Origin of the sequence: Bradyrhizobium sp. NBAIM14, from assembly GCF_020193895.1 — a bacterium.
GTDB classification, from domain to species: Bacteria; Pseudomonadota; Alphaproteobacteria; order Rhizobiales; family Xanthobacteraceae; genus Bradyrhizobium; species Bradyrhizobium yuanmingense.
Genome location: NZ_JADYVQ010000001.1, coordinates 153,743 through 175,090, shown reverse-complemented (window position 1 = coordinate 175,090; position 21,348 = coordinate 153,743). Strand labels below are relative to the sequence as shown.

19 protein-coding genes are annotated in these 21,348 nt (G+C 64.9%); 7 read left to right on the top strand and 12 right to left on the bottom strand.

Annotation, left to right across the window (positions count from 1 at the left end; all coding sequences use genetic code 11):
* Nucleotides 1-16 precede the first annotated feature (16 nt).
* A complete protein-coding gene (locus I6F28_RS00740) occupies nt 17-3,421 on the bottom strand; it encodes an acyl-[ACP]--phospholipid O-acyltransferase (protein ID WP_225139045.1) in 3,405 nt (1,134 codons plus the stop codon).
* Between the two features lie 660 nt (nt 3,422-4,081).
* Here I6F28_RS00740 and I6F28_RS00735 point away from each other — a divergent pair.
* The gene (locus I6F28_RS00735; RefSeq protein ID WP_192893478.1) at nt 4,082-4,702 is read left to right on the top strand and encodes a TetR/AcrR family transcriptional regulator; all 621 of its coding nucleotides are present in this window, start codon (nt 4,082-4,084) and stop codon (nt 4,700-4,702) included.
* 8 nt (nt 4,703-4,710) lie between these two features.
* On the opposite strand, the gene I6F28_RS00730 is transcribed toward I6F28_RS00735, so the two are convergent.
* The 3 genes from I6F28_RS00730 to I6F28_RS00720 form a co-directional block, all read right to left on the bottom strand.
* Nucleotides 4,711-6,024: a GGDEF domain-containing protein gene (locus I6F28_RS00730; RefSeq protein ID WP_225139044.1), complete on the bottom strand. Its 1,314-nt coding sequence runs from the start codon at nt 6,022-6,024 to the stop codon at nt 4,711-4,713.
* A 328-nt stretch (nt 6,025-6,352) separates the two neighbouring features.
* Nucleotides 6,353-7,657 (bottom strand): nicotinate phosphoribosyltransferase, encoded by a 1,305-nt coding sequence (pncB, locus tag I6F28_RS00725; protein WP_036011351.1) that lies wholly within the window; start codon nt 7,655-7,657, stop codon nt 6,353-6,355.
* A gap of 99 nt (nt 7,658-7,756) precedes the next feature.
* Nucleotides 7,757-8,686 (bottom strand): LysR family transcriptional regulator, encoded by a 930-nt coding sequence (locus I6F28_RS00720; RefSeq protein WP_036026598.1) that lies wholly within the window; start codon nt 8,684-8,686, stop codon nt 7,757-7,759.
* Nucleotides 8,687-8,776: 90 nt separating this feature from the next.
* Between I6F28_RS00720 and pcaH the strand changes: the two genes are divergently transcribed.
* Nucleotides 8,777-9,565, top strand: coding sequence for a protocatechuate 3,4-dioxygenase subunit beta (pcaH, locus tag I6F28_RS00715; protein WP_225139043.1), 789 nt, complete (start codon nt 8,777-8,779; stop codon nt 9,563-9,565).
* Nucleotides 9,566-9,570: 5 nt separating this feature from the next.
* Nucleotides 9,571-10,197, top strand: coding sequence for a protocatechuate 3,4-dioxygenase subunit alpha (gene pcaG / locus I6F28_RS00710; RefSeq protein WP_225139042.1), 627 nt, complete (start codon nt 9,571-9,573; stop codon nt 10,195-10,197).
* 23 nt (nt 10,198-10,220) lie between these two features.
* On the opposite strand, the gene I6F28_RS00705 is transcribed toward pcaG, so the two are convergent.
* Together I6F28_RS00705 and I6F28_RS00700 are read right to left on the bottom strand one after the other, a co-directional pair.
* The gene (locus I6F28_RS00705; RefSeq protein WP_225139041.1) at nt 10,221-10,832 is read right to left on the bottom strand and encodes a LabA-like NYN domain-containing protein; all 612 of its coding nucleotides are present in this window, start codon (nt 10,830-10,832) and stop codon (nt 10,221-10,223) included.
* 345 nt (nt 10,833-11,177) lie between these two features.
* A complete protein-coding gene (locus tag I6F28_RS00700) occupies nt 11,178-12,083 on the bottom strand; it encodes a helix-turn-helix domain-containing protein (RefSeq protein WP_036011342.1) in 906 nt (301 codons plus the stop codon).
* Nucleotides 12,084-12,133: 50 nt separating this feature from the next.
* On the opposite strand from I6F28_RS00700, the gene pobA reads away from it, so the two are divergent.
* Nucleotides 12,134-13,306: a 4-hydroxybenzoate 3-monooxygenase gene (pobA, locus tag I6F28_RS00695; RefSeq protein ID WP_036011339.1), complete on the top strand. Its 1,173-nt coding sequence runs from the start codon at nt 12,134-12,136 to the stop codon at nt 13,304-13,306.
* Nucleotides 13,307-13,509: 203 nt separating this feature from the next.
* On the opposite strand, the gene I6F28_RS00690 is transcribed toward pobA, so the two are convergent.
* The 3 genes from I6F28_RS00690 to I6F28_RS37745 all read right to left on the bottom strand — a co-directional run bounded on the left by I6F28_RS00690 (nt 13,510) and on the right by I6F28_RS37745 (nt 16,990).
* Entirely contained in the window at nt 13,510-15,660 is a 2,151-nt protein-coding gene (locus I6F28_RS00690; RefSeq protein WP_225139040.1) for an adenylate/guanylate cyclase domain-containing protein, read from the bottom strand.
* A gap of 34 nt (nt 15,661-15,694) precedes the next feature.
* Nucleotides 15,695-16,363 carry a hypothetical protein gene (locus I6F28_RS00685; RefSeq protein ID WP_036026585.1) on the bottom strand — a complete coding sequence of 223 codons (669 nt, stop codon included), beginning with the start codon at nt 16,361-16,363 and terminating at the stop codon, nt 15,695-15,697.
* Between the two features lie 126 nt (nt 16,364-16,489).
* Nucleotides 16,490-16,990 carry a hypothetical protein gene (locus I6F28_RS37745; RefSeq protein ID WP_370142925.1) on the bottom strand — a complete coding sequence of 167 codons (501 nt, stop codon included), beginning with the start codon at nt 16,988-16,990 and terminating at the stop codon, nt 16,490-16,492.
* On the opposite strand from I6F28_RS37745, the gene I6F28_RS00675 reads away from it, so the two are divergent.
* The 3 genes from I6F28_RS00675 to I6F28_RS00665 all read left to right on the top strand — a co-directional run bounded on the left by I6F28_RS00675 (nt 16,989) and on the right by I6F28_RS00665 (nt 18,456).
* Nucleotides 16,989-17,432, top strand: coding sequence for a hypothetical protein (locus I6F28_RS00675; RefSeq protein WP_036011297.1), 444 nt, complete (start codon nt 16,989-16,991; stop codon nt 17,430-17,432). The genes I6F28_RS37745 and I6F28_RS00675 overlap by 2 nt on opposite strands.
* Nucleotides 17,433-17,590: 158 nt before the next feature.
* Complete coding sequence (locus I6F28_RS00670) at nt 17,591-17,875, top strand: hypothetical protein (RefSeq protein ID WP_036011293.1); 285 nt, start codon at nt 17,591-17,593, stop codon at nt 17,873-17,875.
* A gap of 134 nt (nt 17,876-18,009) precedes the next feature.
* A complete protein-coding gene (locus I6F28_RS00665; protein ID WP_036026578.1) occupies nt 18,010-18,456 on the top strand; it encodes a CHRD domain-containing protein in 447 nt (148 codons plus the stop codon).
* A 44-nt stretch (nt 18,457-18,500) separates the two neighbouring features.
* Here the strand turns inward: I6F28_RS00665 and I6F28_RS00660 are convergent, their stop codons facing one another.
* The 3 genes from I6F28_RS00660 to I6F28_RS00650 form a co-directional block, all read right to left on the bottom strand.
* Nucleotides 18,501-18,866 carry a VanZ family protein gene (locus tag I6F28_RS00660; protein WP_036011287.1) on the bottom strand — a complete coding sequence of 122 codons (366 nt, stop codon included), beginning with the start codon at nt 18,864-18,866 and terminating at the stop codon, nt 18,501-18,503.
* Between the two features lie 90 nt (nt 18,867-18,956).
* Nucleotides 18,957-20,549 carry an EAL domain-containing protein gene (locus I6F28_RS00655; RefSeq protein WP_370142926.1) on the bottom strand — a complete coding sequence of 531 codons (1,593 nt, stop codon included), beginning with the start codon at nt 20,547-20,549 and terminating at the stop codon, nt 18,957-18,959.
* Nucleotides 20,550-21,127: 578 nt separating this feature from the next.
* Nucleotides 21,128-21,301, bottom strand: a complete 174-nt coding sequence (locus I6F28_RS00650; RefSeq protein ID WP_167361675.1) for a hypothetical protein — start codon at nt 21,299-21,301, stop codon at nt 21,128-21,130.
* Nucleotides 21,302-21,348: the final 47 nt, after the last annotated feature.

Below are 21,348 nucleotides of genomic sequence, written 5' to 3'. Positions count from 1 at the left end.
CCCGTCTCGCAACCTCTTACGCGACCTCGCGCTCGGGCGGGGATCCCTGCTCGCGGGCCATCGTCGTGGCCGTGACATAGTCGGTCTTGCCGGTGCCGAGCAACGGCACCTTGTCGACCACCATGATCGCAGCGGGCACGGTCAGCTCGGAGGCGCCGATCGCCTTGGCCTGGGCCTGCATCGCGCTGCGCTCGGCGTTCTTCTCGGTCGTCAGCAGCACGATGCGCTCGCCCTTGCGCTGGTCGGGGATCGACACGGCGACGGATGCCGCCTGCGGCCATAGCGACGCCGCGATGGCTTCGACCGCGGACAGCGAGACCATTTCGCCCGCGATCTTGGCAAAGCGCTTGGCGCGGCCCTTGATGGTGATGAAGCCGGCCGCGTCGATCGAAACGATGTCGCCGGTGTCGTGCCAGCCGTCGGGGAGCTTTTCGAGCACGCCGGGCTTTTCGGCCCTGAGGTAGCCGAGCATCACGTTCGGGCCGCGCACCGAGAGGCGTCCTCCTTCCTCGATGCCGGGGACCGGATCGAGGCGGCTTTCCATCAGCGGCGAGAGACGGCCGACGGTGCCGGGGCGGTTGGCCATCGGCGTGTTCATCGCCAGCACCGGCGCCGTCTCGGTGACGCCATAGCCTTCGAGGATGCGAATGCCGTAGCGCTCCATGAAGACCTGCCGCGTGCGGTCCTTGACCGCCTCGGCGCCGGCGATGACGAGGCGCAGGGTGCGGAAGTCGTAAGCGTGCGCCGAGCGCGCATAGCCGGTCAGGAACGTATCCGTGCCGAACAGGATCGTAGCGCCGGTCTGGTAGATCAGCTCGGGCACGATCCGGTAGTGCAGCGGCGAGGGATACATGTAGATCGGAATGCCCGCCAGCATCGGCATCATCATTCCGCCCGTGAGTCCAAACGAGTGGAACACAGGCAGCACATTGAACACCTTGTCATTCGCATTGGCATCGACCCGCGCCAGCGCCTGCGCCGCGTTGGCGAGGATGTTGCGGTGGGACAGCACCACGCCCTTGGGCGTACCTTCCGAGCCCGACGTGAACAGCACGACGGCGGGATCGTTGGCCTGGCGGGGCACGCGCGGGGTCGTGCCGGCGAGCAGGCCCTTGATCTTGTCGGCGAGGCTGATCGAGGCGCGGACGTCCTCGAGATAGACGACGCGTGCCTCCGCGGAGATCGCAGTCATCAGCTTGTCGAGCTTGCCTTTCTCGATGAAGGCCTTCGACGTCAGCACGGTCTTGACCTGCGCGGCCTTCATGGCGGCGAGCACGTTGACCGGACCGGCCGAGAAATTGAGCATCGCCGGCACCCGGCCGCTGTTCTGCAGCGCCATGAAGACGACGGCGACGCCCGCGGAGTTCGGCAGCAGCACGCCGACATTCTCGCCGGTTGCGGTGCCGTTCTCGAGCTTGCGGCTCAGGACCTGCGCGCCGAGGATCAGCTTGCGATAAGTCAGCTTGGTGCCGAGCGCGTCCTCGATGATGACCTTGCCGGTGTCGCGGTCGCGATAGGCGTGTCCGAGGGCTTCGAACAGCGTGTGATCGAGCATGGCGTTTTTGACGAGGGCGTCGATCATGACGTCCTGCAGCGCGGCGCCGGCAGCGTTGCGGCGTGCCTTGCCCTTGAGCGTTTCGTCGACCGGAAGCTTGACCGGCGGCAGGATCGTCACCGTCACGCGCGGAAACCAGGACCGCTTGATCTGGCTGGAGTTGAGATAGCTGAGATAGGAGCGTTGCGCGCCTTCGATCCGGACCGGCACGACCACGGCGTCGGCCTTGTCCGCGATCATCGCGGTGCCGTCATACACCTTCATCAGCGATCCCGAGACGGTGATCCGTCCCTCAGGGAAGATCACGACAGGCTCGCCCGCCGCCACCAGCTTGATCAGGTCGCGCGCGGCCAGCGGCTTGCTCGGGTCCATCGTGTAGTGCTTGACGGCGCGCAGGAACGGCTTGGCCCACCAGGCCTTGGCGATGCCGGTGTCGACCGCAAAGCTCGCGTCGATCGGCAGCACGGCGTGCAGCAGCGGGCCGTCGATCAGGCTGACATGGTTCGGCGCGATCAGCATGCGCGTGCCGGGAGGCGGCAGGTTTTCGAGGCCGCGCACCTCGGTACGGAACAGGGCGCGGAACAGAAGCCCGCCAGCATCGCGCACGCCTTCCTTGCCCCACTTGGTCAGCACGAACCACACCGCGCCGAAGCTGGCGACGCCGAGGCCGAAGAAGATCCAGCCGATATGCAGACCTGCCGCCTGCAACAGCGCGACGAACAGCGAGCCGACCACCATGAAGGCGGCCTGCAGCACGTTGCCGGCGGCGATGATGCGGGCGCGCTCGGAAGGTTGCGACCAGGCCTGGACCGCGGCAAAGGACGGAACGACGAACAGGCCGCCGCCGAAGGCGAAGGCGACGAAGTCGGCCAGCATGCGCAGGCCACCGAACGAAGTCGCGAAGCCGAGCGCAGTGATCTCGTGCCCCTTTGCGGTGACGCCGATGGCCCAGGCGAGATCGAGGCCGGCAAAGCCCATGATGATGGCGCCGATCGGCACCAGCGCGAGGTTCGGGCGAACGTGGCTGAGGCTGGCGGCAAACAGCGAGCCGATGGCGATGCCGATCGCGAAGATGGCAAGGCACAGCGTCACGACGCCCTCGGTGCCGCCGACGACGTCCTTGATCAGCGCCGGCAGCAGCGACAGCACGATGGCGCCGACCAGCCAGAACCAGGAGACGATCACGGTGCCGTCCCAGAGGCGATGGTCGGCACGAAGCGTCCTGAGCAGGCTTACCGTCGAGGTCCAGGGATTGGCGTCGACGGGCAGCTCAGGCGCGGAGGGCGTCGTCTGCGGAATGCGGGACGCGAACGCCCAGGACAACACGGCTAGCACGACCACGGCGGATGCGACCCAGCCCATATGCGCGGAGCCGGCGACGAACTGGCCGCCGGCGACGGTGCCGAGCAGGATCGCCATGAAGGTCGCGCCTTCGACCAGCGCGTTGCCGGTCGCGAGTTCGCCGAGCTCGAGCTGGTCCGGCAGCATCGCGTATTTCACCGGGCCGAACAGCGCGGCGATGGTACCGAACAGTGCGAGCGCTGCGAACAAGAGCGGCACCGAATGCAGGAAGAAGCCGGCAGCGGCGAAGCAGGCTGCAAAGATCTCGACGAATTTGAGCCGCCTTGCGACGACGGATTTGACGTATTTGTCGGCGAGCTGGCCGCCGAGCCCGGACAGGATGAAGTAGGGGAAGATGAAGACTGCGCCTGCCACCGTCACCAGCGCATCGCCGTGGCTCGTCGCCGCGCTGTAGAGCAGGATGATGACGAGCGCATTCTTGAGCACGTTGTCATTGAGCGCCGAGAAGAATTGCGCCCAGAACAGCGGCGCAAAGCGGCGTGACGACATCAATTCCCTGATCATGACTGGTCCTGTTTTGGCAAGGCAGACTGAGGTTGTTACGTTGTCTGTGAAACGTCACGACCGGAAGCATAGGGCGAACGATTGCGCGGCAACGAAGTTGCTGGCCTGCTCTGTCCCCTCGGTTCCTCCGATCCTGTTGGTCTCCAATCGGCATCGTTAGGTTCGCAAATATCCGGTCGAGGCCGGGCGGAGCGGCCTCGCTCGCCCGGATATGGCGCCGGGCGATGAAGGAAAGACTGAACCGCATCGTCGAAATCCGCCGGATCGGCCACGCCCGTCCGGACATGGTTAAGTCCATCCTTGCAGCCGGCGCTTGCATTCGAGCCGACCCGCGTGCGCGCCTCAGGTGAGATGGGCGAGGGGGCGAAACGGCGAGAAGCGGCCGAGCAGGCTGAACCGGCGGCCCTCGTGACGGGCACGGGCACGGCTCGCCCGCCACATCCGAAGAGTCCCCCGGCGTTCGGCGAGCACACCGGCAACGTCGCAGGCGTTGGCGATGCGATTGACCGGGGCCATGGCCAGCCGCAGCAGGGCCCGGCCAAAGCCGGCGACGAGGGCGGCGGCGTCATCGACGAAGGTGGTGGCGATATCGACAGCAAGGGTTTGCATTTTCCAGGTCTCCGGGTTAGATTGAACAATGTTCACATGAGTAGCTTGAAAATGAACAATGTTCAAGAAGAATCGCTGCGCGACCAGAAAAAATTTCGGCGCCGGCTCCAGATCGTCGAAATTGCCCGCGGCATCATCTCAGCTAAGGGGCTGAGATCATTGAAGGTTCGGGATGTTGCCGAGGCGGCCGGCTGCTCGGTCGGCAGCGTCTATAACGAGTTTGGCGACTTCGACGGGGTCATTCTGACGGTGAACCGGGAAACGGTTCAGGCGCTCACGGCCCGGCTCCGTGCTGTTCCCGCCGAGGATCCGGTCCGCCAGCTTTATGGGCTCGCCGAGACTTATCTCGACTTCTTCGCCGCGCACGCCAATTTGCTGCGTTCCCTGTTCGAGCATCGGATGGAGGACGATCGCCCCTATCCGGACGACATCCTCCAGATGGTGATGGATGCGTTCGCGCTGATGCATCCGCCCCTGGTGCGGCTATTGCCGGATGCGGACGACGTGAAGATTGCGCTGCTGTCGCGCACGCTGTTTTCCGCCGTGCATGGCATCATCTCGCTCGGCCTCGAGGAGCGCATGGTGGCCGTGCCGTCGCAGATGCTGCGCCAGCAGATCGAACAATTCGTCGACACCCATCTCGCAGGACTTGGAATTCTGCCCCTGCGGTGACGATGCCATTACCCTCGTGCAGCGACCGCTTCGCGCGGGCGTGGCGCAACGACGACAACGTCCGATCGCCCGTTCTCGACCTGAACGCGGTTGCGGCCCTTTTCCTTGGCGCGGTAGCAGGCCGCATCCGCGCGTCGCATCGCATCCTCGAGCGTGATGTTGCCGTCGGCGATGCAGGCGACGCCGATGCTGGCGGTCACGGCAAAGCAACGGTCGTCCCAGGCGAAATTGAACAGCTCCAGCGACCGGCGCAGACGCTCGGCGATGTCGACGGCATCGAAGGGCGAGCATCGCGGCAGGATCAGGCCGAATTCGTCGCCGCCGAGCCGGGCCACCAGATCATGCGCATGCCGGTCCTGCTGCAGCAGGCGCGAGACCTGGCAGAGCAGGCGGTCGCCGGCGAGGTGGCCGCAACTGTCGTTGACGCTCTTGAACTGGTCGAGGTCGAGCAGGATGAGGGCGAGCGCACCCGCCGCGGCATTGTCCAGCTCGGCTTGCAGGCGCGCCTCGAAGGCGCGGCGGTTGGAGAGGCCGGTCAACCAATCATGCGATGCCTGCCAGGCCAGGCGCTCCTTCTCGGCATGCAAGGCGTCTTCGAAGGTCTGCCGTTGCCGCACCAGGCGCCGCGTATGCCAGATCAGGAGCAGGATCAGCGCCGCAGCCGTGATGATGTTGATGCCCGTCAGCGTCAGCTTGATCGCCCGGGATCCTTCGCCGAGGACGGTGGAGAATTGCTTGGCGTGCACCGTGAACTGGGCATTGAGCTCCGATAGCCGCGACGACAGGAATTGCAGGCGGTCGTCGTCCTGAATGGGACCTTTCTTCAGCTCGGATCGGATGACCTCGCCGAACACGCTGAGCTCCAGCAGCATGGGATCGGTGGCGGCCCATTCCCTGATCGCGTCCTGGAGGAAGCTGACGCGATTGAAATAGCGAAACAGCCAGATCAGTCCCGGGACGTCATCGGGATGGTTGCCGCCTTGGAGAAAGCCGACGCGGGCGGCCTCGACGTCGACCGGATCGCGTTCCAGCGCCCAGCGTGCGAACTCGTCGCCGATGGGGACGGCGAGTGAAGCCTGATATTGCGCGAACTGGCTCGGTTCGCCCGAATGCAGATAGAGATTGAGGAAGTAGACCGCGTTCTTCTGCGAGCGCGACCAGAGTGCTTCGCCGGCGACATAGGCGCGGACCGACGACATCACCTCGAGACTGAATCCGGCGATCGCCGCCTGCAGCACGACGACCATCACGAAAGGCGAGACGAGCTTGATGACGTGAAGGAGGTTGCCGCCCTCCGCCGACGCCGCTGTTCTGCGAAACACACCAGTCCCCAAGTCGATCGACGCGCCCGGCAGGGGCGTTGCGCCTGCAACGCAAAGTAGACGAGATGGTTGCTTAACTGGACCTGAAAAGTGCGAGGGATTGTGACGGAGGGTGAAGGTAATGTGACGTGGATGCACGCAGATCGTTTCAAATGCCGCGAAATCGGAGCTGATGCGATATCGCGAACCAATGCCTTGTCATTGCGAGCGCAGCGAAGCAATCCAGCCTGCCTCCGCGGCTTCATTCTGGATTGCTTCGTCGCAAGAGCTCTTCGCAATGACGACGTAGCGGCGGACGGGCGCTACACGCTCTCCGTGGACGTGTGTCCTACACCAGCACCGGCTTGCGCACGCGACCGGCGTCGCCGAACACGCGCAGATAACGCTCGATTTCCGAGGGCAGGCCGGTCGCCTTCTCCGGATTGTCGGAGAGCTTGACGGCCGGACGGCCGTCGACTGATGAGACCTTGCAGACCAGCGAGATCGGATCGAGGCTGATCGAGCCGTCCGGCGTGCAGCCGACGAAATCGTTGGTGAGGTTGGTGCCCCAGCCAAAGGAGAGCCGCACGCGCCCTGCGAAGTGGCGATAGGTGTCCTCGATCGAGCCGACGTCCATCGCGTCGGAGAAGACGAGCAGCTTGTCCTTGGGGTTGCGACCCTGCTTCTGCCACCAGGCGATGATTTCCTCCCCAGCCTGGATCGGCGGCGCGCTGTCGGGGCGGAAGCCGGTCCAATCGGCGACCCATTCCGGTGCATCGCGGAGGAAGGTCCTGGTACCGAAGGCGTCGGGCAGCGCGATCAGGAGGTTGCCGCCGTAAGTCTGACGCCACTGGTCGAGAATGCGGTAGGGCGCCCAGCGCAATTCCTCGTCGTCTCTGGCGAGCGCGGCGGCCACCATCGGCAGCTCGTGCGCGTTGGTGCCGATGGCTTCGAGATCGTTGTCCATCGCGAGAAGCACGTTGGAGGTGCCGATGAAGGAGGGGCCGAGGCCTTCCTTCACCGCCTCGACGCACCAGCGCTGCCAGAGGAAGCCGTGGCGGCGACGCGTGCCGAAGTCGGAGAGCCGCAGGTTCTCGAGCTGGCGCAGCCGTTCGACCTTGGTCCACAACTTGGCCTTGGCGCGGGCGTAGAGCACGTCGAGCTCGAAGCGGCCGCGGCCCTTCATGGCCGCACGCGAACGCAGCTCGTTGAGGATCGCAAGCGCCGGAATCTCCCACATCGTGGTGTGGGTCCAGGGCCCGTGAAAATGCAGCTCGTACTGGCCCTCGACCTTGCGCAGCTCGTATTCGGGAAGGCGGAATTCCGCCAGCCAGCGGATGAAATCCGCCGAGAACATATGGGTCTTGCCGTAGAAGGTGTTGCCGGCCAGCCAGATCAGCTCCTTCTTGGTGAAGCGGATGGTGCGGGCATGGTCGAGCTGGGCGCGCAGCTCGCCCTCGTCGATGATCTCGGCAAGGCGCACATGGCGCGAGCGGTTGATGACCGAGAAGGTCACATTCTGACTCGGGTAATCCTCCCGAATCATCTGCAACATCAATAGTTTGTAGAAGTCGGTATCGAGCAGGCTGCGGATAATGGGATCCAGCCGCCAGCTGTGATTGTAGGTCCGGTTCGCAATGTCAGTCACTGTCATGGGGGGATTTTAGCGCGGCTCCCCCTGCGCAACCAGTGGGTTTGGGAAGGGCAGTCTTGCGGAGCGCGGCGCCTGCTATCAGGGCATGAGAACGGCAGGTCAGAACGTGGCGGCCGTCGCCGCGACGGCCTCGAGTTGGCTCCTGACCCAGCGGTGGGCCGGGTCCTTCTGGTAGCGCTGGTGCCAGACCATGAACATCGGCAGCTCGGCCAGGGTCTTCGTGCGCGACGCCAGCGGGATCGGTGTTTGCGTAAAGCCACGCATTACGCCGGACGCGAGCAGGCTCGGCATGCTCGCCAGCATCTGTGAGCCGCGCAGGAACGACGGCACGCCGGAGAAGCTCGGCACGGAGATCGCGATGTCGCGGTGGAGCCCGTTCGCTGCCAGCCGGCGGTCGAAGTCGAGCCGCTCATTGTCGGTATAGACCACGGTGATGTGACGCGCCGCGAGATAAGCGCTGCGGCTGGCCGGCGCTGCGCGCGCTTTGGGATCGTAGTAGCAGACGTAGTGATCCCTCAGCAGCCGCTTCTGCACGATGTCGACGCCGGACGGCGGCAGCGGCGTGATCAGGAGGTCGCAGCGGTTTTCGCGCAGCATCGCGGGCGAGGGCGATTGCGAGGGGATCACGCGCAAATTCAGGCCCTTCACTTGTGCGGCGACGTGATCGAAGAACCGCGGCAGCAGCAGGTCGCGCTGGAAATCGTTGGCCGCGATCGTCAACGACAGCTGTGCGCGGGGCGGCTCAAAGCTGACGCCCCCGGCGAAGCTGCGCATCTCGTCGATCAGCGCGCGTGCCTTGCCGGCCAGTGCCTGCGCATGGGCCGTCGCAACGATGCCACGGCCGGACTTGGCGAACAGCGGATCGCCGGCAATCCGCCGCAGCTTGTTCAACCCATGGCTGACGGCAGACTGGGTGAGGCCGAGCCGCGTCGCTGCCGCCGTCACCGAGCCTTCCTCCAGCACCGCCAGGAACAGCTCGAGGGCATGGCCGTCGAGGGCCAAATGATCGATTTCCTTCATGCAATTCATTATAATTCATCTATTTATCTTGAGAATAGGCTGGCTCATGCTCTTCCGATAAGCCGCCCGACCCCGGGCTCCCAGGGAGAGACAACGCCGATGAATGCCCAGGCGCCAGCCTTGCGGGATCCCCGCCTCAATCGTCCCGAGCCCTTGACGCCGCCGCTCGGCGACGGCGGCTTCTTCCAGCGCGACCGCGCGATGCATCCGCCGGCGCATGCGCCAGGCTACAAGTCCTCGGTGCTGCGCTCGCCGCGCCAGTCGCTGCTGTCCTTGGAGAACTCGATCTCGGAGATCACGGGGCCGGTGTTCGGCCACAACGATCTCGGCCCGCTCGACAATGATTTGATCCGCAACTACGCCAAGGACGGCGATCCCGTCGGCGAGCGCATCATCGTCCACGGCCGCGTGCTGGACGAGACCGGCCGGGGCGTTCCGAACACGCTGGTCGAGTTCTGGCAGGCCAATGCCGGCGGCCGCTACCGGCACAAGAAGGACACCTATCTGGCGCCGATCGATCCGAATTTCGGCGGCTGCGGCCGCGCGCTCACCGACGACACCGGCTACTATTACTTCCGCACCGTGAAGCCGGGCCCCTATCCCTGGCGCAACTACGTCAACAGCTGGCGCCCCGCCCACATCCACTTCTCGGTGTTCGGCTCGGGCTTTGCGCAGCGGCTGATCACGCAGATGTATTTCGAAGGCGATCCGCTGATCCCGGTCTGCCCGATCCTGACGACGATCCCGGACAAGGACGCGCTCGACCGCCTCGTGGCGCCGCTCGACCTCAACGCCTCGACGCCGTTCGACTCGCTCGCCTACCGCTTCGACATCGTGCTGCGCGGCCAGCGCTCCACCTATTTCGAAAATCGCACCGCGGGGAACTAGAGCCCATGCCGCAACCGCTCAATTATCTCAAGGAAACCGCCTCGCAGACCGCCGGGCCCTACGTCCATATCGGCCTGATCCCGGCTATGGCCGGCTTCGACATCTTCGAGAAGAACTTCTCCAACGTCCTGGTGACGCCGAACACCAAGGGCGAGTGCATCACGCTGGAGGGCAAGGTGCTCGACGGCACCGGCACGCCGCTGCGCGACGTGCTGCTGGAGATCTGGCAGGCCAATGCGGCCGGCCGCTACAACCACCCCGCCGACCGCTCCGCCGGCGTGCTGGATGACGAGTTTCGCGGCTGGGGCCGCGCCGGCTCCGACTTCGACAGCGGCCTCGTCACTTTCGAGACCATCAAGCCGGGTGCGATCACCGACAGGACGGGGCGCAAATGCGCGCCGCACGTCAACGTCTGGATCGTCGCGCGCGGCATCAATATCGGCCTCAACACGCGGCTCTATTTCTCGGACGAAGAGGCGGCCAACGCCGCCGATCCCGTGCTCAACCTGATCGAGCAGCCGGTGCGCCGCAAGACATTGATCGCAACCCGCAGCGAGCGCGCCGGCAAGGTCGTGTATTCCTTCACGATCAATCTGCAGGGGCCGGAGGAGACGGTGTTCTTCGACGTGTGAGGTGTCGGGCCGGCGTCCTTCGATCATTCCACCCGGTCGTCGCGCCTGATGGTTCCGCGCGCGAGGAATTGCGGTGGCTGCCGCATTTCGCGCGATACCGGTCGATCGGGTGGATCGCGCCCCACTTTTGGCTTCAACTCCACCAGATCGATGAACATGTCCGCCTGCCGGCGCAGGTCGTCGGCGATCATGGGCGGCTGAGTGGAGAGTGTGGAGACGACGGTCACGCGGACGCCGCGGCGTTGCAAGGCTTCGACCAGCGAACGGAAATCCCCATCGCCCGAGCACAACACGATCTGATCGACGTGCTGGGCAAGCTCCATCGCGCTTACGGCGAGGTCCACATCCATGCTGCCCTTCACCTTGCGGCGGCCGGTAGCGGGGTCGACGAACTCCTTGGCGAGTTTGGTGACGACGGTGAAGCCGTTGTAGTCGAGCCAATCGATCAAGGGGCGGATCGACGAATATTCCTGATCCTCGATGATGGTCGTGTAGTAGAAGGCCCGTAACAGCGTAGCTCGGCTTTGAAATTCACTGAGCAGGCGTCTGTAGTCGATCTCGAAGCCGAGCGCCTTGGCGGTGGCATGGAAATTGGAGCCGTCGATAAAGAGCGCGCTCTTCCCAAGCGAAGACATTATGCACAACTCCCCGGGTTCGGCACGAAAGCCGACCGTCCAGCCGAAATGGCGCGGCGTATCGGCGGGAATAACTGAAGGCGCCGATGGCTTTGCTGAAAAGGCGGCGCAGACGACCGGACAGGGTTGGCCGCCTTGCGCCGAGGTTAGGGAGGTTCCATGCCACCAGCGCCAGGGCGCCGAATGCCGTTACGCTAGGGCGAGGGCGTGCCGCGCTCAATTGTACGGAGGTAAAGCGCCTCTATCCAAAGGATAGGGCGCTATATACGAAGGTAAGTGGCAACGAGAGACATCGCGGATCCGGGGCGCGTCGATCAGACGTGCCCTGATCCTTTGTCCGGTGGTTCAGCCTTCGCCGCCATGGAGCCGGGCGCGAAAGGCGCGCGGTGAGACCCCCGTGGCGGCGGCGTAGACCCGGCTGAAATAGGCGGGGTCCTCGAAGCCGAGGGCGTAGGCGATGGTCGAGACCGGCAGGTTGGTGTAGACGAGGTTGCGCCGCGCCTCCCGGATCAGGCGATTGAGGATCAGATGCGAGGCGGTGTCGCCGGTCGCCGCCCGCGTGATCCGGTTGAGATGCGTCGGTGTCACCGACAGCGCCTCGGCATAGTCGGCGACGCTCCAGCGCTCCAGATGATGCTGCTCCAGCAGCGCCTCGAAGCGGCGGAACAACCCGCTTTCCGCGGTGCCGTTGCCGCCGCTCTCGCCCGTGAGCGCGCGGGCCACGAGCCCGATCATGGCCGACGACAAGGCGCGGAGCACATGCGCACGGCCGAAGTCGCGCGCGGCGTGCTCGGCGAAAATCTGCTTCATCGTGGCGCGAATCTGCGGCGTGCCGCGCGCCACGGCCGACCGCGACAGCGCACCGCGCAGGCCCTCGGCGGCGAGCAGCGCTTCGTCGAGGATCTCCGCGGCGATGGTCAACACCCACCCTTGCGTATCGGGCACGAAGCGGAAGCCGTGGACGTGGCCGACCGGCACGTTGACGATCTGCATCGGCCTCAGCGGCACCACGCGCCCATCGAGCGTCGCCTCGCCGCCTCCGCGCTCAATCAGCAGCACCTGGTGCAGCCGGGCATGGCGGTGCACGGCCAGCGTCCAGTCGTGCAGCACCGAACGCGAGGCGATCGTCTCGCAATGCACGACATCGGGCAGATCGCCGGACTCGCCGAACAGATTGTAGACCCGGATGGCCGGGGCGGGGGCCGCGCTTCTCATGTTCGAATAGTACAAGACAAAGGCGAAACCCTCCATCGGCTTGCGCCTTAACGTATGCAAAAAAATGCCGACGGGAGGACGCAAAAATGAAAGTTCAGGTCTGTATCATCGGCGGCGGGCCGTCCGGGCTGTTGCTGTCCCAGCTCCTGCACCTCAAGGGCATCGACACCATCGTGCTGGAGAAATACAGCCGCGACCACGTGCTGGCACGGATCCGCGCCGGCGTGCTCGAGCACGGCTTTGCGAAGCTGATGCGCGAAGCGCAATGCGGCGAGCGGATGGACCGCGAGGGCGAGATCCACAACGGGTTCGAGATCGCCCATGACGGCGTGCTCTCCCACATCGACCTGCACAAGCATTCCGGCGGCAATTCGGTCCTGGTCTACGGCCAGACCGAGTTGACGCGCGACCTCTACGAGGCACGCGACCGGATCGGCGGCAAGGTCGTGCACAATGCCGAGGACGTCACGCCGCACGATCTGACGTCGGATCGGCCCTATGTGACGTATCGCTCGAACGGGCAGACGCTCCGCGTCGATTGCGACTACATCGTCGGCGCCGACGGCTTCCATGGCGTCAGCCGCAAGTCGATCCCGAAGGACGTGCTGCGCGAATATGAGAAGGTCTATCCGTTCGGCTGGCTCGGCGTGCTGTCGCGCACGAAACCGGTATCACCCGAGCTGATCTACGTGAAGCACGAGCGCGGCTTTGCACTGTGCTCGCTGCGCTCGCAGGTGCTGAGCCGCTACTACATCCAGGTGCCTTTGACCGACAAGGTGGAGGACTGGAGCGACGACGCGTTCTGGGCCGAGCTGAAGCGCCGCCTGCCGGACGAGGTCGCCGGCCGTCTGATCACCGGCCCGTCGATCGAGAAGAGCATCGCGCCCTTGCGCAGCTTCGTCGCCGAGCCGATGAGCTATGGCCGCCTGTTCCTCGCCGGCGATGCCGCGCACATCGTGCCGCCGACCGGCGCGCGCGGATTGAACAGCGCGGCGTCCGACATCTACTATCTCTATCACGCGCTGCTCGCGCATTATCAGAGCGGCGACGATGCCGGTCTCAAGGGCTATTCCGCCAAGGCGCTTGCGCGAATCTGGAAGGCACAACGCTTCTCCTGGTGGATGACGATGATGCTGCACCGCTTCCCCGACCGGATCGAATATGAGGATCGTCTGCAGCAGACGGAGCTCGACTACCTGCTCTCGTCCGAGACGGCGCAGCGTCTGCTTGCGGAGAATTATACGGGGCTGCCGTTCTGAATTCTGAGGCGAGCGATGCGGACGTTCTCTTCCTTCTCCCCTTGTGGGAGAAGGTGGCGCGAAGCGCCGGATGAGGGGTCTCTCTCCGCGGGCTTATTGAGAGAAGCGCGCGCGGAGAGAGACCCCTCACCCGTCTCGCCGCTACGCGGCGAGCCACCCTCTCCCACAAGGGGAGAGGGCAAGTACGCCCGCGGTTGACGTCGCTACTTTCCTTCCAGCGTGTTCACCGGCGTCCACTCCGGCGGCGGCGGATTGGCAGTCAATGCATTTGCGCGTTTTGCGAACAGCGCGGACGCCGGATCAACTTCCGCCACTCCCTCGAACGCGTCGGCCGCCTTGGCAAACTCCCGTGCCCGCCAGCACGCCAGCCCTTCCGCATAGGCTGCGGCGACCTTGGCCTGCTCGGCGCTTTCCGCGCCGGTTTCCGCCAGCGGCTCGAACACCCTGATCGCCTCGCCGCGTCCCTGCACCCTGATCGCATCGAGCTCGCGCCAGGCGAAGCTATCGCCGGTCTGCGCCATCGTGGTTTCCGAGGCCATGATCGCGGTGCCGTAATATTTGTTGGCGCCTTCGAGCCGCGAGGCGACGTTCACGGTGTCGCTCATCACGGTGTAGTTGAAGCGGCGGCGCGAGCCGATGTTGCCGACCACGGCTTCGCCGCTGTTGAGCCCGATACGGTGCGACAGGCCGTGACCGGCGAAGGCGGGATGGCCTTCATTGAGCTCGGCCAGCGTCTCGTGGCACTTCAGCGCAGCACGCACCGCATTGCGCGCGTGGGCGGGATCGTCGGCCGGGGCGCCGAACATGGCGACGATGGAATCGCCGATATATTTGTCGACGTAACCGCCATGACCTTCGATGATGTCGGTCATGGCGGACAGATATTCGTTCATCAGCGTCACCAGCTCGACCGGCGTCATCGTCTCGGCGATCGACGAGAAACCGCTGAGGTCGGAGAAGAACATGGTGACGTTGCGCATCTCGCCGCCGAGCGCCGGCATCTTGCCGGAGGCGACCATGGTCTCGATCACCTCGGGCGCGAGGTAAAAGGCAAAGCTCTTGCGCAGGAAGCGCTCGTCGCGGTCGGCCAGCACGAAGCGATACCCGATCATGATCGCGAGCGCGGCAAGGCTGGCGAGCGCCGGCTCGGTCAGCGGCAGCGCCAAGGCATGGACGAATGCGCCGACGGCAGCGACCGCGTAGGCGATGGTGAGACCGAGCCAGGCGATCAGGGCGCCACTCGGCGCAAACACGCCGGCCGCGCAGGCGATGACGGCCGCGAACGCGATCGTGAGAAGGGTGCGCGAGGGAAAGCCGAGCTCGGTCACGGCATCGCGCTCGATCAGGTTTCGGACCGCAGCGGCGTGCACGAACACACCGGCGACGTCGCTGCGGGCCTTTTGCGCGGTGCCGGCAGCCGCGGGCGGGGCACATCGCGCCGACGGCGTTCCGTCATAGCCGCCGGACAAGCGCATCGAGGTGAGCTTGCGGTCCTCGAAGTTGAGGACGGTCCCGAGCAGCACGACCTTGCCCTCGAAGGCGCGCCGGAAGAAATCGCGGTCGCCTTTTTCGACGCAGGCGCGCAGATCGGCAAAGGAGAAGGTCGGAACGTCGCGGCTGAGGCCGCGGAAGTTGAGCGTCAGCGTGTTCGGTACAGTGCTCGGGATTGCGTAGCCGGACAGCCCAGCCGCGCCGGATGGCGCCATCTCGACCTTCGCGCCGAGCGCGCGGGCGGCGAGCTCGGCCGCCATTGTGGGCACCGGCTTGCCCTCGATCGAGAAGCTGAGCGGCATCCGCCGGATGACATCGTCGGCGTCGGTGTGGACATTGAGCGCGCGGACGTTGTTTCGCACCGCCAGCCGCTGCGCACGGTAGGGCATTTCCGGATGGTCGTTGCTCAGGATCTCGCCGAGCACGAGCTTGCCGTTGTCGGAGATCTGCCGCAGCGCGATCAGATAGTCCCGGTCAAATCCGCGCATCCGGGCGCCGAGCGGCGCGTCGCCAAAGGGAATCTCGGATTGCTCGATCGAGTTCTTGAAGATGACGTCGAAGCCTATCACCTTGGCGCCGCCGTCGCTGATACTGCCGAGCACCCGGCCGATCTCGCGCGTCCAGGTCTGCGTCGGCGATCCCTTGAAGGGCGGGGTCTCGTAGGTTTCGCCGTCGATCGCCACGACGACGACCGGCGACGTCGCGGGATCGCGGCGCTCGCCGACAACCTTCCCACGCAGTGCGGTGAGGATGTCGAGCGAGAGGCCTTGCAGTGTCTGCAGCGGCGGGGACGTGAAGATCGCGCCCGCAAGGAGCGCGATCAGGATTGCCGCAACGATGTCCCGTCCCCCGATCCGCCGCATCGCCCCGTCGCCAACTCCGCTTATTCGAGTCCGCCTATTCGAGCCGCAGCAGGCGGCCGATGATCGGGGTCGGCGAGGAGGTGGCGCTGGCGTCGATCTGGAAGGTGTAGCGTTTGGCACCGAGAATGGCGAGGTAGCTGCCGCCCGGGGTCAATGTCTTTCCGGCCTTGGCAAAATCATAGAACTTGCCGCCGACCATGGCATCGCGCTTGAGCGGGACGCTGATCGTGGGCTCCTTGCCGTCGGTGCGTTCGATCACCAGCGTGCTGCCGACTTTGGCCTGCACCAGTGGCGAGACGCCGTAGAGCGTCGGCAGCTTGGCGGGCCCGCCCTTGGCGTCCGAGCGCATGGTGCGGAAGGTCGTTGCGGCGCTCTGGTTCGCCTCGCGCTCGGACAGTTTTGCCGCATTGGTATCGCAGGGCACCTTTTCCCGCTTGACCTCGCCCAGCTGAACGGTGCTCTGCTCGGCGCCGACCAGGACGACACCTTCGCTGATGGTCTCGCGCTGGCAGGATTTCAGGTAGCTGAGCGTGATGCTCGCCTTTGGCCCGAGCTTGATGATCTTGCCTGGCGCCACGTAATCCATGAACGCGATGCCGTCGACCTTGCCCTGGACGTCCTCGACGATCGCGGCGGGAGTCTCCGCCCAAGCGGGGGCCGCAAGGCAGAATGCGCCGACACAGGCGCCGATCAGGCTTTTCATGGGAATTCTCATCCAATTCGACGATGCTCTGGTGCCCGTCCTGGTTCGATGCCTAGCAGCAGGGCGCCGGGGCAAGTGTGACCAGAATCACTCTCAGGTCTTGGTGCCACTTTAGCAGGAACAGGTTCAAACCGGCGACCGGAGAAAAATGGTGCCGCGGCAAGATGTTGGCGGATCGATCGGGTCAGGCGGTCGGGACGCGGGACGGCGCGCGTCTGACGAGCTCGCTGCTGCACGCTCTATATCGGGAGCGGGAGGGGCCGCGGCGACCGGCAAGGGACTTGTCCGCTGACCGCCGGCGATCTCGACCACCTCGTCCCAGCGCAACAGGAAAGCCTCGACGCAGCCAGGATCGAACTGTCGCCCGGCGTTCTCGACCAGGTAGCCGCGCGCGGCCTCGAGCGGCATTGGCTCCTTGTACGGCCGTCGCGTCGCGTCGAAGTCGTGGAAACGGCTGACGACGGCATCGAATTGTTTTGACGTCGCCGCCGCCGCGTGCGGCCGCAGAAATTTAACGGATTGATTTTGCAGGGCGTTAACCGTGGCGGAATGCTCGTCGTGTCGGTCATTGTCGCGCCTCAAGCTTCGTTGCAAATACACGTGGAAATTACGGGTGGATGTTTCCATGCTGAAAGAGGGCAAATACGCGGCGTGGTTCAGAACAGCGCACGCGCAAGGCACCGGCATCGTGCATCTGGCCCAGGGACGGATCTCGGGCAGCGACAGCTTCTTCAATTATGGCGGCTCCTATCAGTTCGACAACGACCGGCATTTCACGGCCGTCCTGACCACGCGGCGACATGCCGACGGGCCGCCGACCGTGTTCGGGCTGGACGAGGTCGAGGTCGAGCTCTCCGGCGTTTATAGCGGGGCGATGGCGACCTGTTCGGGAACGGCCCGCCAAGCGCCCGACGTGAGATTCGAAGCGACGCTGATCTACAGCCAGGAAGAGGCGCCGGCTCCTGACCCCCGGGGCGCGGTCGTGAAGCTCAAGGCCGACAAGCTGCCCAAGAGGCTCGACAGCCGTTCACGGCCGCGGCATCCGTTCACGACGGGCGCGCCCAAGTGACAGTGGATCGGCAACAAGCTGCGCCAGTCCACCCGGCTCACGTCTGCGCCGCGCTTAGCATTGCGTTGACGTTGTTGGCTCGAATTCGCGCTGCAGAAACTCCGCCTTCAGAAGCGAGAGCTATCTAGTCTGCGATAGATCAAGCGTGGTGGAAGAACATGCCTCAAATCTGGATGACATATGACGAGCTCGGCGCGCTTTGCGGCTGCGATGCTGTGGAGGCGAGGGACCGCGCGATCCATTTGTCGCTCGATCGTCGCAGGAGTCGCGACGGTGCCACGCGCGTCAAGCTCGATCTGGCGCTGACGGCCAAGTTCTTTGCATCCGTCCGCGAGGCGGATTTCGATCTCGACTGCGCCATTGAAGCGCTGCACGACACCCACCGGAAGATGGCCGAGCTCCTGGTTCCCTCCGAGCGTCACACGAGGCGCGGGGCGGCCTGAGCCGGCGCGTGATGCGCTTGCGATGGCTAATTCCCGCGAGCGTTGTCCCGAATCAGCATAAGCTCTGCGGTGGAATGTCCGGCAGTCCTCGGTGTTTTCATCGCGGGACCAACGAAATCCGCAGGAGGAAGTGCATGAGCAAAGCCGTGTGTCGACGGTCCGTGGCACTGTTGGGGGCATTGGCGCTGGTCGGAGGCGTCAGCGCGACGAGCGGAACGGCAGGTGCGGAGGTCGTTAAGCTGCGAGCGGAGCTCAAGGGAAGCAATGAAGTGCCGCCGAATAGCTCGACCGGGTCGGGCAAGGCGGAGGCGAGCTACAACACCGAAACGAAGGTCCTGACCTACCTCGTCACCTTTACCGGGTTGACGGGACCGGCGATAGGGGCGCATTTTCACGGCCCCGGCGAGGCCGGGAAGAATGCCGGCATCGCCCTGCCGTTCAAGACGGCGCAAAGCCCGATCGAAGGCAGTGCAACCCTCACCGAGGCGCAGGCGGCGGATCTGTTGGGCGGAAAATGGTACGCGAACATTCACACGGCCGCCAACCCAGGCGGTGAGTTACGCGGCCAGATGATGAAGTAAGGACCGGGTCGCCCGGTCGCTCCGCCGAGGCCATGCTCGCCGTTTCAGGCAGGTGGTCTGGGCAGGAACGCCAGGATCATCTGGGCGAGCATGACGCCCACGGTGCCGCCCGCCGCCTTCTGCAGCACGTCGAGAAAGCCTGGATCGCGATCGGGTATCAACGCTTGCATCAGCTCCAACCCCATGGCGACTGCGATGACGAGCGAGCAAGCCAGGCTAAACCGTCCCGGCAGCAGGAACGACAGCAGGAAGCCGAGCAGGCCATAGGCGCTGAAGCGCTCGATCACGACGATCCAATAGGCCTCGTGGTGACCCATGAGCGCAGGCCGGCCCGACAGCTTCGCCAGCGTGGCATAGGCGATCAGCGCCAGACAGATGCTTGCGGCTGCTATGAGGTGGTTCCTGCGCATGGCGCCAACATACAAGGTTGGTCGCCGCTCCGGTTCGAAAGCCGAAAACATCGTTAGAAAGTATCGTTAAAGCCTCTGGGGGCCGACCAGTCAGGCCACCAAAGCCTTAGCACCGGATGTCGCCGCATCCGGCTGCGCAGCCCGACGCGATTTGATGAGCTCATTGAATTTTGCGGCGGGCAGGGGCGGCGCAACCAGATAGCCTTGGCCTTCCTCGACGCCGGAGGCGAGCAATGCGCGGAGCTGCTCCTCGGTCTCGATGCCTTCGGCGACCACGCTCATATTGAGGTCCTTGGCAAGCGCCACCAGCATTTCCACGATCGTGGTCGTCGATGCGTCCACCGTGATCGTGTCCACGAAGAACTTGTCGATCTTGATCGTATCGGCGCCGAGGCCCTTCAGCCGCGACAGTCCGCTATGGCCGACGCCGACGTCGTCGATGGCGACGCGGAAGCCGCGGTCCCGCAGCTCGGCGACGACCGACGCGGCGCGGGCGAGATCGTCCAATTCGTCGCGCTCGGTGATCTCGACCACGATCTGGCGCGCGGAGACGCGTGCCGTCAGAACCGTGCGACGCAGTGTTTCGACGAAGCCGGCGCTCAGGAGGTGCTTGGGGACGACGTTCAGCGACAGCTTGAAATTCTTGTCGGCCCTGAGCAATGGCCTGAGCTCGGTGAGCGCCGATCCCAGGATCTGCCAGGTCATCGCCTGGATGCGTCCGCTGGATTCGGCGAGCGGAATGAAATTCATCGGCGGGACCACCGAGCCATCGCGGCGCAGCCAGCGCGCCAGAATCTCGCAGCCCTTGATCCGACCTGTCCGGAGGTCGAAGATCGGTTGGTAATATGGCATGAATTCGCCGGCTGTCAGCGCCCGGTCGAGATCGGCCACTGGCCCCTCCATGCGGCGGTTGCGTGCCAGCAGGATGCCGAAGATCGCGCCAAGTCCGAGCGCCACTGCAAGCGTTGGCCAATAGGCCTCGTTGTTCCAGCTCGACAGCACCGCGTCCTCGAGCCGGATCGTGGCATGAAGCGGGAGCCGAGCGGACGCTCGCTCGAAGCCGATCGGCGCCGGCACAGACTTGCCGGCCTCGGTCTGGAATTCGCCGAGCTTCTCGCCATTGCTCAAGGCGAGGATCACCTGGCTGTGCGCGCGCAGCTCGGCCGGCATGATGTCGAACAGGCTGGCATTGACACCGACAATGGCGACCAGGGCGGAGTTGCCATTGACGTCCCTGAGCACGCCCAGGGCGTCGCCGCCGAACTGCTCCACGCGAAACAGGGAAAGCGTCTTGTCGCGCGAAGGCAGCATGTCGCGGCGATCCACCCATCCGTTGTCGAATTCGAGCGTCTCGGAATAGGCCGAGCAGATCACCGAGCCGTCCGGCTTGACGAGGCGGACGTCTTTGATCGCCGAGCGCTGGTAGACATGCAGGCGGATGGCTTGCAGCGCCGCCGGCTCGCAGCTGGCGAAATTGCGCCGCGCGAGCTCGTCCAGGCTGCCCGCAGCGAAATCGACTGCAAGCTCCGATCGGCGCAGAACCACCTCGGTGAGCTCATTGAGCTGATGCGCCTGGTGCTGGCGAATGACGGCGCCAGCGGCGAAATGACCCGCCAAGGCGAACGCCATCGTGCTCGCAAGCACGAGTGCCACAAACGGGAGGTCTGGTCGCAGCACTCTCATCCGGCTCAGGCGAAAACAGGGCGGGGCGGAAATTCAAGCAAGGCGTGGAGATTGATCCTAGCCAGCGGGGGCTAAGATAGGGTTTAACGGAAAGACCGGCCCGAAGGGCCCCACCTGAGCAGTGCCCGGCCAATGGTCTGGCGGCTCGGGGTCAGAAACAAGCATGGAAAGTTGAGCAGTATGATCAGGACGTTAAGTCTCGTGATGGCGTTGACAATCGGGAGCTCTCTGGCCTCGGCGCAGGGGACCAAAGACACGCCATCGGGCACGCAATCCACCTCCGCGACGCGCAGTGGCACGGGCACGAATTCCGGATCCGACACGATGGGCGGCGCCTTCAAGGGAACGGGGACGCCCAGCTACGGAACCAGCCCAGGGATGGGGTCCCAGAAGAGGACGCAGAATTAAGTGTGGCGGCTGGCGGGGCACCGCCGGCAACCCGCTCAATCCACCTCACCGTCCAAGACGATGGCGGACCGGAACGACCCCGGGATAAGGGCGGCTGGCCCTATCGATGCGGGGCCGTTGGACTGCAGCGGCCGTACATGAAGCCGAGGCGAGCGCCGGCACTTCTAAGATCAGCTCTTCTTTGCCGGCTTCGACTTCAAGGAAAGACCAAGCCGCAACGCCATGCGCTTGATCGCATCGGGCGAGCGCCCGAGAGCTTTCGCTGCCTGCTCCAGCGAGGTTGAAGACTTGGCCAGCTCGATGAGCCGGCGATCTTCCTTGAACGACCAGGGCCTGCGCGCCATAACCGAAATGATCCTCTCGTCGACACAACGACAAAGCCGCCAAGCGG